Below are 13,077 nucleotides of genomic sequence, written 5' to 3'. Positions count from 1 at the left end.
ACCGATGGTAGGCCGTGAGTAGTCTCACCCCATGCGCGTGCTAGCTCTACTGGATGGAACCCTGGCCGATCCGGACGCCCCGCTGATCCGCGTCGACGATCTCGGCCTCATGCGCGGCGACGGCATCTTCGAGACGGTCCTCGTCGTGGACGGCAAGCCCCGCGAACTGGACCCGCACCTGGACCGGCTGGCCCGCTCGGCGGCCCTGCTGGACCTGCCGGAACCGGATCGCGCCGCGTTCGAGCGGGCGGTGAGCCTGGTCCTGGACAACTGGACCGGTGGCCGGGAGATCGCCCTCAAGCTGGTCTACACGCGCGGCGTCGAGGGCGGTGACGGCACGCCGACCGGGTTCGCGCTGGGCATGGACATCCCGGCGAAGGTGGTCGGCCAGCGCGCCGAGGGCCTCGCGGCGGTCACCCTGGAGCGGGGCATCGAGCCGGGTCTCGCCGAGCGAGCGCCGTGGCTGCTGCTGGGCGCCAAGTCGCTGTCGTACGCGGTCAACATGGCGGGCCTGCGGGAAGCCGAGCGGCGCGGCGCGGCCGAGGTCGTGTTCACCACCTCGTCCGGCTCGGTGCTGGAGGGCCCGACGTCCACGCTGATCATGGTGCGCGGCAGGACGCTGACCACGCCGCCCGCGACCCTGGGCATCCTGCCCGGCACGACGCAGGCCGCGCTGTTCCGGGCCGCCTCGCGGGAAGGCTGGACGGTGGCGGTGCAACCGATCGCGGTGGACGACCTGTACGGGGCCGACGGCGTGTTCCTGGTGTCCAGCGTCCGCAAAATCACCCGCGTGCACACGCTGGACGGCAAAACTTTGCCGGATTCCAGGGAATTGCACGGAAAACTCGTGGATCTGTACGAATCGGAGTACTAGGGCCGAAGCGTGGTCCCCGGCGGACGGATCCGCCGGGGACCACGCGTTCGCCTTACCGCAGGCCGGTGTCGACCGCGTTCATCAGCAATCCGGTGTCACCGGACATTTCCCAGATCATCGCGCCCAGCAGACCGCGCTGCTTCATCCACGCGGTCTTCTTCTGGATCGCCCACACGTCGTCGAACGTCCACCACTGCCCGCCGTTGCCGGTGAAGCAGGACGTCGCCACCGCGGCTTCGTCGTGGTAAACCGTGCAGTTCGGCACGCTGGCCATCAGGTTCGAGTACCCGCGAGTGCCGGCTTCCTCCGCGAACTGGCCCGGTGCGGCGCCGGTCGCGGACTGCCACTCGCCCTTCTTCCCGCCGTCCTGGACGCCCTGCCAGCCACGTCCGTAGAACGCCAGTCCGACGGTGATCTTGCGTGGGCTCACGCCCGCTTCGAGGTAGGCGTTGACCGTGTCCTCGACGCTGAAGTGGAACGAGTACGGGTCGTCCGCGTCCTTGTACAGGTTGCCCTGGTGGCCGGTGCGGTTGGGCTCCCACGAGTTGTCGCTGCCCGAGCCGTGGAAGTCGTAGCCCTGGACGTTGAAGATGTCCATGGACTTCGCCACCTCGCCCAGCTCCCAGCCGGCCTCGATCTTGGCGCGGTCGGCGGGGGTGAACGCGGTGAGCTGGTAGCGCCGGCCGGTGGTCTTGGTCAGCTCGTCCATCTGCTTGCGGAACTCCTCGATCAGGAGGGTGTTGTTCCGCTTGTCGTTCGGGCCGATGTGGTTGCCGGCGTGGCCTTCCGCGCCCGGCCACTCCCAGTCGAGGTCGACGCCGTCGAAGATGCCCGCCGCCGTGCCCGGACCGCCCGCCGCGTTGTACGTCGGCAGGTTGCCCTTGAGGTAGATGTCGATGCAGGACGCGACGAACTTCTTGCGCGCCGCGTCCGTGGCCGCGACGTCCGAGAAGTACTTCGAGTACGTCCAGCCGCCCAGCGAGATGAGGATCTTCAGGTGCGGGTGCTTGGCCTTGAGCTTCTTGAGCTGGTTGTAGTTGCCGCGCAGCGGCTCCCAGCCGGTGTCGGCCACGCCGTCCACGGACTGGCCCGCGCTGAACGGCCTGCTGTAGTCGGCTTCCGCGTCACCGGCGCCGTCACCCTGGTTGGGGTCCTGCGGGTTGGGCGAGGTGCCCTTCGTGACGCCGTGCAGGCACGTCAGGTTGACCGGGTCGATGTTGCCGAACGCGTAGTTGATGTGCGTCAGCTTCGCGGCGGCGCCGTTGGTGTCCAGGTTCTTCACGAAGAACTGGCGGCCGTAGATGCCCCACTGGACGAAGTAGCCGACCTTCGCGTACCCGCCGACGATGTCCGCGGTGGTCACCTTGACGGAGTTGCTCGCGCCGGACACGTTGTCGTAGATGTCCCGTGCCTTCACCGAGAACGTGTACTCGGTGGACGGCGACAGGCCGTCGACCTTCGCGGTGGTCCCGGTGACCGTCGCGCGGACCGTGGCGCCCTGGTAGACGTCGTAGTTCGCGACCTTGTTGTTGTCGCTGGACGCGTCCCACACGAGCGTCACGCTGCCCGCGTCCTTGCCGGTGGAGCGCAGGTTGCCCGGCGTGCTCGGCGGCTGGGTGTCGTCGGCCGGGTTGTTCGTGGTGACGCTGAGCGTGTTGCTCACCGCGGACACGGTTCCCTTGGTGTCCTTGGCCTTCACCGTGAACGAGTACGCGGTGTTCGGGGTGAGGCCGGTGACCGTGGCGCTCGTGCCGGTGACCGTGCTGAACAGGGACGTGCCGTTGAACACCTCGTAGCCCGCGATCGGCAGCGAGCCGGCGGTGGAGGCGTTCCACTCCAGCGAGACGGACTTGGTCGTCTTCACCGGCGAGCGCAGGTCGCCCGGCGCGGTCGGCGGGACGTCCGGCGTGCCGTCGCAGTTGGAGTTGTTGACCCGGCAGGTCACCGGTTCCACCGCGCGGCTCAGGGTGAACGTCGGACTGTAGGGCTCGGTGGTCCGGCGTGCGCCCACGGACTTGTTGTAGTGCACCGGCGTCAGCGTGACCGTCGTGCCGGACTGGCTGACGGCGCCGTGCTGCGCGTTGCTCGCCGTGACGCCGGAGGGCAGCGTGAACGTGATCGCCCAGTCGGCCAGCGTGGCGTCGGTGTTGTTCGCGACGACGAACTTGGCCGTGGTGCCGGCCAGGCTGAAGTCGGCCGTGACCGGCGCGGGCGGTGGCGGCGGTGGGCCGCTGCCGTCGCAGTTCGCGCCGTTGACGGTGCAGGTGGTCGGGTCGACCGCCGAGCTGAGGGTGAACGTCGGGCTGAACGGGTCGGTGTTGCGGCCCGCCTGGAGGGTGTTGATGTAGTAGGCCGGGGTGAGGGTGACCTTCGTGCCGTTCTGGGTGGTGGTCGCGTTCTGCACGCCACTGACCGTCACGCCGGCGGGCACGTCGAATTTGATCGACCAGCCGGTGATGGCGGCCGTCGTCGGGTTGGCGACCACGAACTTGCCCGTGGTGCCGGTTCTGCTGAACGTCGCGGTCAGGCCGGTGGCGGCGGTTGCCGGTACGGCTAGGGCGGCGGTGGCGGCTAGTGCCACCAGCGCGATGGCTAGTCGGCGCATTTCGGTTGTGCCTCTCGATTGACAGGGACAGTCGAGAATCACGGCGGCCTGGTCTGGTCTGAACGTAGGTTGTCGTGCGGCGAATGACAATGGGTCTAGACCAATTGCGTCCGTTCAGCCCTGTGGCCGGAACCGCAGCCGGGTTCCGGGGCGGGCCTGGGCGAGGAGCGGGAGCGCCGCCGGCGGGACCACGCCGATCACCGGGTAGCCGCCCGTGGTCGGGTGGTCGGCGAGGAACACCACCGGCTGGCCGTCCGCCGGGACCTGGACCGCGCCCGTGACCAGGCCTTCGCTCGGCAGCTCGCGGCCACGGCAGGAGGCCGTGCGGTCGAGGGCGGCGCCGTGCAGCCGCACGCCGACGCGGTTGCTCCGGTCGGACACGGTCCAGCGGCCCTCGGCCAGCCGGACCGCCGGATCGTCGAACCACTCGTCCCGGGGACCGAGGTGGACGGGCACCGCCAGCTCGTCCGGGACGTGCACGGGCGGCAGGACGTCCACGCCGGTCGGGATGCCCGCCGGGACGCCGAGCGGCAGTTCGTCGCCGGGCCGGAGCGGGGCGGGGCCGAGGCCGGAGAGCAGGTCGGTGGCGCGGCTGCCCAGCTCGGGCGGGACGGCGATGCCGCCGGAGACGGCGAGGTAGCAGCGCAGGCCGTGCCGCGGGGCGCCGATCGCGAGTTCGTCGCCCGGACGCAGGTGGCAGGGCGAGTCGCGGAGCCGGCCGTTGACCCGCACGGGCGCGGACGGGCCGGTGACGGCGACGGTGCAGGAGGCGTTGGCGCGGAGGGCGAGGCCGCCCAGCAGGACCTCCAGGCCGGCGGCCGTCTCCGGGTTGCCCGCGAGGCGGTTGGCCAGGCGCAGCGACGGCTGGTCGAGCGCGCCGGACGGGGGCACGCCGAGGTGCGCGTTGCCGGGCCGGCCCAAGTCCTGGACCAGGGCTTGGGGGCCGGTGCGCAGGATGGTGAGGGACCTGGCGACGGCTCGTGCCGGGCGGGTTTCCGGGGTCCGGACCGGCACCTCGCCGGTCGTGATCGTCGCGCCTGTCACGGGGCGGCCTCGAAGCGGACGCGGTCACCGGGCGACAGCAGCGCCGGGGCCTCGCGTTCGGGGTCGAACAGAGCGGCGTCGGTGTGGCCGATCAGCCGCCAGCCGCCGGGGGTGGACCTCGGGTAGGCGGCGGTGTACTCGCCGGCCACGCCCACCGAGCCCGCCGGGACCTTGGTGCGGGGCGAGTCGAGCCGGGGCTGGTGGAGCGCTCCGGGCAGTCCGGCCAGGTAGGCGAAGCCCGGCGCGAAGCCGCAGAACGCCACCGAGTACGTCGCCGCCGTGTGCAACCGGATCACCTCGTCCGTGGTGATACCCGCTGTCTCGGCGACCAACTCCAGGTCCGGCCCGTCGTACGTCACCTCGATGGTGATTTCCCGCGAGAACGCCTCGACGCGGTGCGTCAGGTCGACGGTGTCCAGGACCCGCCGCACGGCGGGCAGTCCGCCGGGGCGCGCCGCGATCAGGACCGTGCGGGCGGCCGGCACCAGCTCCACGACCTCGGGCAGGGCCGCCGCCTGCACGGCGGCGCGCACGGCTTCCACCTCGCCGAGCGAGTCCACCTCGACCAGCACCGCGTCGGTGCCGCAACGCCGCAGTCGCATGACTACAGGGTAGGTCCTCGGCGAGGATTGTTGAACAATCCGATCGGGGAACTTTCCAACAAGCGGCTGGTCAGCCGACGACGCGCTTGAGGTGGGCCGAGGTGTGCGGCTGGAGGGGTTGGCCGACCATGGCGCGTTCCTCCACGTACGCCAGGTCGCCGTTGTTGACGATGCCGTACAGCCGCTGCGCCCCGGTGACCTCCTTGGCGGTCGCCGTGCGGACCACCGCGTCGGTGCCCAGCTCCCACGACGTCTGGGTGCGCGGCTTGCCGTAGTACAGCTCCACGATCCCGGTGTTGTGCGTGAGCAGCACTTCGATCGTGTCGTCCGGCAGCGGGCGCCAGAACCCGGTCTCCCGGGCCGCCTGGCGGATCACGTTGCCGTCCGCGTCCAGCAGCCAGGACCGGGCCTCGTAGCAGAGGAACGGGCGGCCGTCGTGGGCGAACGTGACCTGCTGGCCGAACCGGTACGGGCCCTCGATCGTCGGGTACACGACCTCGCCCTCACCGCGCCACACGCCGATCAGCGGCAGCAGGGCCAGGCACGCGTCGTGCAGGGACGGGCCTTCCCGCAGGTTCGCCGTGTCCGCCGGGACCGGCAGGTCGTCGAACTGCGGCAGGTTGCGGGCGCCGGTCACCTGGGCGCGGGAGGCGGCGGCCTGCACGGCCGCGTCACCGCTGCCCGGTACGGGGTTGCTCTCGGTCATCAGCGCTGGTCGGAGTACAGCCGGTACACGACGTACCCGGCGAACCAGGTGATCAGCAGCGACACGAGAACCAGGAGTCCGGTGAAGAAGTGTTCCACCCGCAAACCTTATCGCCCCCGACCGGACCGGAGCACGGTGGCCAACGACACCCGCCGGGAACGAAGCGGAACCCCGGCGTCCAGTGCCGCCGGGGTTCCGCACGAGGTAGCGCCGGGTCAGGCCCGTGCACTCCTCATCGATTGACGAGGATCAGGCCACCGCTACCGAGACGGGGTGCACGCCGGGGCCTTCGGCCGACACCGACGCCTGGCCGTTGCCCGACCGGTGCAGTGCCCGGATCGTCCACGTGCCGGGCGCGGCGTAGAAGCGGAAGTCGCCCTCCGGCGAGGACACGACCTCGGCGGTGAACTCGCCGGACGAGTCGAGCAGCCGCACGTACGCCCCGCCCACCGGGCCGTCGGCCGCGCTGACCTTGCCGGTCAGCACGACCTCGCCCGCGCCCACCTCGATGTCGACACCCTGCACGGGCGCGCCGCAACCGTCGCTCATTCAGTCCTCCTTGCCAGTGCCGAGCTCGACCGGCACGCCGACCAGCGAGCCGTACTCGGTCCAGGAACCGTCGTAGTTCTTCACGTCCTCGTGCCCGAGCAGCTCGTGCAGCGCGAACCAGGTGTGCGAAGAGCGCTCGCCGATCCGGCAGTACGCGATCGTCTTGCGGGAGCCGTCGAAGCCCGCCTCGCCGTAGATCTCGGCCAGCTCCGCGTCGGACTTGAACGTGCCGTCCTCGTTGGCCGCCTTGCTCCACGGCACGTTGATCGCGGACGGGATGTGGCCGGCGCGCTGCGCCTGCTCCTGCGGCAGGTGCGCGGGCGCGAGCAGCTTGCCGGAGAACTCGTCGGGCGAGCGCACGTCGACCAGGTTCTTGTTGCCGATCGCCTCGACGACCTCGTCGCGGAACGCGCGGATCGCGAGGTTCTGCTCCTGCGCCTTGTAGTCGGTCGCGGGACGGGACACCGGCTCCTTGTCCAGCGGACGACCGTCCAGCTCCCACTTCTTGCGCCCGCCGTCGAGCAGCTTGACCGCGTCGTGGCCGTACAGCTTGAAGTACCAGTAGGCGTAGGCGGCGAACCAGTTGTTGTTGCCGCCGTACAGGACGACGGTGTCGTCGTTGGAGATGCCCTTGGCGGACAGGAGCTTCTCGAAGCCCGCGCGGTCCACGAAGTCGCGGCGGACCGGGTCCTGGAGCTCGTTCTTCCAGTCGACCTTCACCGCGCCGGGGAGGTGGCCCCCGTCGTAGGCGGTGGTGTCCTCGTCGACCTCCACGAACACCACACCGGGCGTGTCGAGGTTCTCCTCGGACCAAGCGGCCGAGACCAGGACGTCTTCACGGCTCATCGAGCTGCTCCTGTTTCTGGGAGTGACTACTGCGGGCGGGCGAGGGGTGGGGCGAAGCGGCGCAGGAGCAGGTACATCTCGCAGCCCAGGCACAGGCCGAGCGCGGCGTTGAGCAGCGCGGCGACCAGCGCGGCGGACGTGGCGACCACTCCGAGCGCGGTGAGACCGGTGGCGTACCCGATGGTCCCGACCAGGGCGAAGACGAACCCGACGCCTTGCGCGAACCGCAGCGGGGCGGCCTCTTCACGCTCGGACGTGCGCTTGATCCTCGGCTGGACGGCGAACCGGTAGACGTGGCCCCACGGGTTGAGCTTGAGCGAGATGAACGCGCACAGGCCGAACAGCACGGTCTGCGCCGCGAGCAGCCGCCACGACCCGGTCAGCAGCACGACCGCGAGGATGGCGGTGGTGATCCAGGCGCTGAAGCGCGGACCGCGTGGGTCTACGGGGGCATCTCTCGGCACGGGCGACCTCCTGACGGTGACATGACTGGGCAGTCCGTCTTCAGGCGGTGTAGGGCCGGCCGTGCGCGCCCGTCAAGGGCGTCCGGCCGCCGGGAAACCGCCCGGTCAGCTCGCCACGCGACACAGGCTGCTGCGGACGCGGCAGAGGTCGACCGCGAGTCGCTTGGTCAGCAGCTTGTTCATGGCGACGAGGGTAGCCGGTCGTCCCTTCTGTCGGGAGTGGCGTCCACAACGTGGGAGTTCCCAGGTTCACCCGTTCAGTCGAGGCAGGTATGGGCGCAAAGCCGCAAGAAGCGTGTCCTGTTCCGGCACGCCGCCGACGCGCAGCAGCTCGGTTCCCGTGGCGTCCAAGGCAAGCGTCGTCGGAGTGCGCAACACGCCCAGTCCGGCAGCCACCTCCGGCCGGTCGGTCACGTCGAGTTCGACATGCCGAAGCCCCTCGGTGTTCTCGGCGAGACCGGACAGCACCACGCCGGCGCGCCGGCAGGGCGCGCAGAACGTCGTGGAGATCTGCACGAGCGTCACGGGAACGGGCGGGTCGAGCAGTTCGCGCACCGGCTCCGGCAGCTCCCGGCGCACCGGACGGGCGCGGACCCGGCCGTTCCGCACCCGCAACACCACCCCGATGACCGCCACGACCAGGACCGATCCCAGCAGCGCCCACATCCCGGTCATCGGTCTCAGCCCTGTTCGAGCGGGATGTCGTTGATGGTGCCCTCGACGGTCAGCGCCCCGCTCTCCACCCGGACCGCCGTCGGCGTCACCGTGAAGGGCAGCGCGCCCGGGTCGATGGTCACGCTCAACGCCTGCTTCACCACGCCCAGCACCTCCAGCAGGCCGGTCAGCGGCTGCTCGTCCAGCTCCACGTCGGTCACCGCCACCGCCACCTGGCCGCCGACCAGCGCGACCGTGCCGTACGCGGTGATCTTGATCTCGCGGCTCGCCACCGTGGTGGTGCCGCTGAGCTTCACGGCCGCCTTGGTGGGGTCCGGCTGCACGGGCGCGGGGGTCGGCGTCGCGGCCGGCCGGGTGTCCGGCTCGACCCTCATGTCGCTGAACGGCGTGACCTGGTTGACCAGCCGGTTCAGGTCGTTCGCCTTGATCTTGACGCTGCCGGTGACCTGGTCGATCCGGGCGTCGCGGGTGTTGCCCGCCAACAGGTCGGACAGCCCGATGCGGGTGTGCCGGAGGTTCGCCTGGATCTCCAGGTCGCGCAGCGAGTCGCGCACCGGCACGCCGGTCGCCGTGATCTGGATGTCCCGGTAGTCGCCGGACATCGCCTGGGTGATGAACGGGAACCCGTTGATCCGGACCTGGGGATCGTCGGACAGCCGGAACTTGTCCCGCATCTTCTGCGCGACCTGGTACTCACCCACCGCCGCGAGCGCGAAGTCGGCCGCGACCAGCAGGCCGACCACCACCAGTCCGGCGATGATCAGCTTGCGGCCCCTGGTCGGGCGGCGGGTGGTCGGGGCGGAGGTCATCGCCGTCCTTTACTCGAAGACTGGTGGTCGAGCCAGGTCGCGATCCGGTCTACCAGAGCCGGCGTCATCGCGGACTCCGCATGGCCGATCCGCGGTTCCAGCCACAGCTCGGCGTCCCCGCCCGCCGCACGGTGCAACGCGCGGGCGTGCGCCGGGCCGAAGTAGCGGTCGGCCTCGCCGTGCACGATCAGCAGCGGGGTGGGGGTGATGCGGTGCACCACCTCCAACGGGCTCTCCGGCACGGTCCGCCACGGCGGGCCCAGCCTAACGCCCAGCGCGCGGGCGGCGAGCCGGCCGTGCGGCTGCTCCAGCAGCCAGTGCACCCGGCGCATGGCCACCGTCTCGCGCACCCACCAGCGGGACGGGCTGCTGACCGCCGCGACCGCGTCCGGCCGCTCCTCGTGCAGCGCGGCGTGCCGCAACGCGATGGAGGCGCCCATGGAGAACCCGACGGTCACGACGCGTCGGTACCCGAGACCGCGGGCCAGCGAAACCCCCGCGGCCAGGTCGTGGATCTCGGCGGAGCCGACCGACGAGCGGCCCTGCGACCGGCCGTGCCCCCGGAAGTCCAGCGCGACCACCCCGCCGTGCCTGGCGAAGCGGTCCAGCACCCGCGCCACGAACGGCTTGCGGACGTGGTTGGTGAAGCCGTGCCCCACGACGAACGCCAGGTCCGTCACCGACCGTGTCGGCCGCACGTGCACTCCGTGCAGGCGGACGGCGTCGTGTGACACGGAGGTAACAGGCGTGACGCCTGGGGAAACAACTGTGACCCTGTCCTGCTGACCTGGGTCTTTCGTGGTGCGCACCGGTATCGTCTCCGTCATCCGCAGGCAACGGGGCCCGGTCACCGTACTTCGCGCTGCCTGGTCCGGTGACCGGACACCGGCCGAACGAAGGGCGCCGCGATGGGCATCGACGTGCTGCTGCTGACCACCGACTCCGATCCCGAGGCGGTGCTGCCCGCGCTGTCGCTCCTCCCGCACGAAGTGCGCCCGCTGCGGCCGGAGGTCTCCGCGCTGCTGGAGGCCGGCCCGCACGACATCGTCCTGGTGGACGCCCGCACCGACCTGGCCGCCGCGCGCGGCCTGTGCCGGCTGCTGGACTCCAGCGGCGTGGACGCCCCCGTGGTGGCGGTCGTCACCGAGGGCGGGCTGGTCGCGGTGAACAGCGACTGGAGCGTGGACGAGATCCTGCTGCCCACCTCCGGCCCGGCCGAGGTGGACGCCCGGCTCCGCCTGGTGCGCTCCCGGCGCGGCGCCGCCCAGCCCGGCAACGACGGCTCGTTGCAGCTCGGCGAGCTGGTCATCGACGAGGCCACCTACACGGCCCGGCTGCGCGGCCGTCCGCTCGACCTGACCTACAAGGAGTTCGAGCTGCTGAAGTACCTGGCGCAGCACGCCGGCCGGGTGTTCACCCGCGCCCAGTTGCTCCAGGAGGTCTGGGGCTACGACTTCTTCGGCGGCACCCGCACGGTGGACGTCCACGTGCGGCGCCTACGCGCCAAGCTCGGCCCCGAGCACGAGTCCCTCATCGGCACCGTGCGCAACGTGGGCTACAAGTTCGTCCGCCCGCCCCGTCCGGGCAGCCGGAGCGCCGGTCACCAGACCGAGGCGGGGACGGCCGTGGACGACGCGGAGCTGTTCAGGGTCTGACCGGGCGGCGGTGATCACCGAGTAGTTTCATCGGCGTGGAATCCACTTGGTTCGAGGAGCTGGCCCCCGAGCAGGCCGAAGAGGTCATCGACCTGCTCGGCGACGCCGAGCGCGCGGACGGCGTCGCTCCCGTGGGCGAACAGGTGATCCTGCGGTTCCGCCCCGGCGCCCGGGGCAGCAACCACCTGCTGGTCAGAGAGGACGACGCGCTCGTCGGCTACCTGCACGTGGACCTGCTCGGCGACGCCGACCGGAACAAGGTCGCGGAGCTGGCCGTCCACCCCGGGCACCGCCGCCGCGGTGTGGGCACGTCGCTGGTCGAAGCCGCCGCCGAGCGCGCCGAGCCGTTGCGGATCTGGTCGCACGGCGGGCACCCCGGCGCGCAGGCGCTGGCCGCCAAGCTCGGCTACCGCAAGGTGCGCGAGCTGCTCCGCCTGCGCCGCCCGCTGGACGACACGCTGCCCGAGCCGAAGCTGCCCGACGGCGTCCGGCTGCGCGCGTTCGTGCCCGGCCGGGACGAAGCGGCCGTCGTGTACGTCAACCACAAGGCGTTCTCCTGGCACCCCGAGCAGGGCGCGATGAGCATCGAGGACGTCCGGCAGAAGGAGCACGAGCGCTGGTTCGACCCGAGCGGCTTCCTGCTGGCCGTGGACGGCCAGGAACGGCTGCTGGGCTTCCACTGGACCAAGGCGCACACGCCGGACCTCGGCGAGGTGTACGTGGTGGGCGTGGACCCGGACGCGCAGGGCGGCGGCTTGGGCAAGGCCCTGACGCTGGCCGGGCTCGCGCACCTGCGGAAGGCCGGGTCGCGGGAAGTGATGCTGTACGTCGAAGCGGACAACGCTCCGGCGCTGGCCGTGTACAACCGGTTGGGCTTCACCCGGTGGGACTCGGACGTCCAATACGCCAAGTAGTGACAAACCCATCACGTCACGCATACGTGCAGGTCACGGGACCACCCTAACGGCCGTGTGACTGGTCACCTCCCGTGTGGAGTTCACCCCGCGTTCATCTACTCCTGGGTGCTTGTCCACCAACGCTGCCTACCGTCCGTGTCGAGCGGCGAGGATCGTCGCGTCAATTCCGCTTCCGTCAGGTGGAGGACCCCAGGTGAAGACCAAGCAGCACGGAGCCGTCGTCGGCCTGATCGCGGCCGGTGCGCTTCTGCTCACCGCATGTGGCAGCGACAACAACACCGGGCCCGGCGGTTCGACGACGGGCGCGGCGTCCGGCGTGGCCGTCGAGTGCGGTGGCAAGTCCAAGCTGAACGCAGAGGGCTCCTCCGCGCAGAAGAACGCGATCGACACGTTCATCCAGGCGTACCAGCAGAAGTGCCCGGGGGCCGACCTCGCGTACAACGCCTCGGGCTCCGGCACGGGCGTCAAGAACTTCAACGCCGGCCAGGTCGACTTCGGCGGCTCCGACTCCGCGCTGTCCAAGGACAAGGGCGAGGTCGAGGCGGCGGCCAAGCGCTGCGCGACCAACCCGGCGTGGCACCTCCCGCTGGTCTTCGGCCCGGTCGCCATCGGCTACAAGCTCGGCGACGTCAACGACCTGGTGCTCAACGGCGACGTCACCGCCAAGATCTTCAACGGCGGCATCAAGAAGTGGAACGACCCGGCCATCAAGGCGCTCAACTCCAGCGCCACCCTGCCGGACAAGGACATCACGGTCGTCTACCGCTCCGACGAGTCGGGCACGACGGACAACTTCCAGAAGTACCTGAAGATCGCCTCCAAGGGCTCCTGGACCCAGGGTGACGGCAAGCAGTTCAAGGGTGGTGTCGGCGAGGGCAAGGAGAAGTCCGCCGGCGTCGCGCAGGCCACCGGCTCCGTGGACGGCGCCATCACCTACGTCGAGCTGTCGTTCGCGCAGGAGAACAAGCTGTCGCTGGCCAAGCTGGACAACGGCGCCGGCCCGGTCGAGCTGACCAGCGAGACCGTCGGCAAGGCCATCGACGGCGCGAAGGTCAAGGGCGAGGGCAACGACCTGGTCCTGGACCTCGACTCGATCTACGGCAGCACCACCGCGGGCGCGTACCCGCTGCTGCTGGCCACCTACGAGATCGTCTGCTCGAAGGGCTACGACGCCGACACCGCGAAGGCCATCAAGGCGTTCCTGACCGTGGCGGCGACCGACGGCCAGAGCGGCCTGGAGGCAGCGGGCTACGCTCCGCTGCCCAAGACCTTCCAGGACAAGCTGCTGACCGCCATCAAGGCGATCGCCTGAGCCGGCCGGCACACCCCCT

At 70.7% G+C, this 13,077-nt stretch carries 15 protein-coding genes; 4 read left to right on the top strand and 11 right to left on the bottom strand.

Translation table 11 applies throughout. The annotated features are described in order from the left end of the window. Positions 1-31: 31 nt before the first annotated feature. A complete protein-coding gene (locus ACQPZF_RS40475; protein ID WP_433266294.1) occupies positions 32-874 on the top strand; it encodes an aminodeoxychorismate lyase in 843 nt (280 codons plus the stop codon). Between the two features lie 52 nt (positions 875-926). Here the strand turns inward: ACQPZF_RS40475 and ACQPZF_RS40470 are convergent, their stop codons facing one another. The 11 genes from ACQPZF_RS40470 to ACQPZF_RS40420 all read right to left on the bottom strand — a co-directional run bounded on the left by ACQPZF_RS40470 (position 927) and on the right by ACQPZF_RS40420 (position 9,872). Beyond that, the gene (locus tag ACQPZF_RS40470) at positions 927-3,479 is read right to left on the bottom strand and encodes a glycosyl hydrolase family 18 protein (protein WP_433266292.1); all 2,553 of its coding nucleotides are present in this window, start codon (positions 3,477-3,479) and stop codon (positions 927-929) included. A gap of 114 nt (positions 3,480-3,593) precedes the next feature. Continuing rightward, positions 3,594-4,436, bottom strand: a complete 843-nt coding sequence (locus ACQPZF_RS40465; protein WP_433274942.1) for a biotin-dependent carboxyltransferase family protein — start codon at positions 4,434-4,436, stop codon at positions 3,594-3,596. Between the two features lie 83 nt (positions 4,437-4,519). Continuing rightward, positions 4,520-5,125 carry a 5-oxoprolinase subunit PxpB gene (gene pxpB / locus ACQPZF_RS40460; RefSeq protein ID WP_433266290.1) on the bottom strand — a complete coding sequence of 202 codons (606 nt, stop codon included), beginning with the start codon at positions 5,123-5,125 and terminating at the stop codon, positions 4,520-4,522. Positions 5,126-5,195: 70 nt separating this feature from the next. Further along, entirely contained in the window at positions 5,196-5,831 is a 636-nt protein-coding gene (locus ACQPZF_RS40455; protein ID WP_433266288.1) for an FABP family protein, read from the bottom strand. A 249-nt stretch (positions 5,832-6,080) separates the two neighbouring features. Further along, a complete protein-coding gene (locus ACQPZF_RS40450) occupies positions 6,081-6,380 on the bottom strand; it encodes a DUF1416 domain-containing protein (RefSeq protein WP_433266286.1) in 300 nt (99 codons plus the stop codon). Continuing rightward, positions 6,381-7,226 carry a sulfurtransferase gene (locus tag ACQPZF_RS40445; protein ID WP_433266284.1) on the bottom strand — a complete coding sequence of 282 codons (846 nt, stop codon included), beginning with the start codon at positions 7,224-7,226 and terminating at the stop codon, positions 6,381-6,383. Positions 7,227-7,252: 26 nt separating this feature from the next. After that, on the bottom strand, positions 7,253-7,690 hold the full coding sequence (locus tag ACQPZF_RS40440) for a DUF4395 domain-containing protein (protein WP_433266283.1): 438 nt from the start codon (positions 7,688-7,690) through the stop codon (positions 7,253-7,255). A gap of 105 nt (positions 7,691-7,795) precedes the next feature. Continuing rightward, positions 7,796-7,873, bottom strand: a complete 78-nt coding sequence (locus tag ACQPZF_RS40435; protein WP_433274940.1) for a putative leader peptide — start codon at positions 7,871-7,873, stop codon at positions 7,796-7,798. A gap of 66 nt (positions 7,874-7,939) precedes the next feature. Then, positions 7,940-8,365 (bottom strand): TlpA family protein disulfide reductase, encoded by a 426-nt coding sequence (locus ACQPZF_RS40430; protein WP_433266281.1) that lies wholly within the window; start codon positions 8,363-8,365, stop codon positions 7,940-7,942. A gap of 5 nt (positions 8,366-8,370) precedes the next feature. Next, positions 8,371-9,174: an LmeA family phospholipid-binding protein gene (locus ACQPZF_RS40425; RefSeq protein WP_433266279.1), complete on the bottom strand. Its 804-nt coding sequence runs from the start codon at positions 9,172-9,174 to the stop codon at positions 8,371-8,373. After that, on the bottom strand, positions 9,171-9,872 hold the full coding sequence (locus ACQPZF_RS40420) for an alpha/beta hydrolase family protein (protein ID WP_433266277.1): 702 nt from the start codon (positions 9,870-9,872) through the stop codon (positions 9,171-9,173). The genes ACQPZF_RS40425 and ACQPZF_RS40420 overlap by 4 nt, the downstream gene beginning before the upstream one ends. A 210-nt stretch (positions 9,873-10,082) precedes the next feature. On the opposite strand from ACQPZF_RS40420, the gene ACQPZF_RS40415 reads away from it, so the two are divergent. The 3 genes from ACQPZF_RS40415 to pstS all read left to right on the top strand — a co-directional run bounded on the left by ACQPZF_RS40415 (position 10,083) and on the right by pstS (position 13,058). Next, positions 10,083-10,829, top strand: coding sequence for a winged helix-turn-helix transcriptional regulator (locus ACQPZF_RS40415; RefSeq protein WP_433266275.1), 747 nt, complete (start codon positions 10,083-10,085; stop codon positions 10,827-10,829). Between the two features lie 35 nt (positions 10,830-10,864). Further along, positions 10,865-11,743, top strand: coding sequence for a mycothiol synthase (gene mshD, locus ACQPZF_RS40410; protein ID WP_433266273.1), 879 nt, complete (start codon positions 10,865-10,867; stop codon positions 11,741-11,743). Between the two features lie 196 nt (positions 11,744-11,939). Continuing rightward, positions 11,940-13,058 (top strand): phosphate ABC transporter substrate-binding protein PstS, encoded by a 1,119-nt coding sequence (gene pstS, locus ACQPZF_RS40405; RefSeq protein ID WP_433266271.1) that lies wholly within the window; start codon positions 11,940-11,942, stop codon positions 13,056-13,058. Positions 13,059-13,077: the final 19 nt, after the last annotated feature.

Origin of the sequence: Actinosynnema sp. CS-041913 (genome assembly GCF_050942485.1) — a bacterium.
Classification (GTDB): Bacteria; Actinomycetota; Actinomycetes; order Mycobacteriales; family Pseudonocardiaceae; genus Actinosynnema.
This window is presented reverse-complemented; position numbering and strand designations above follow the sequence as displayed.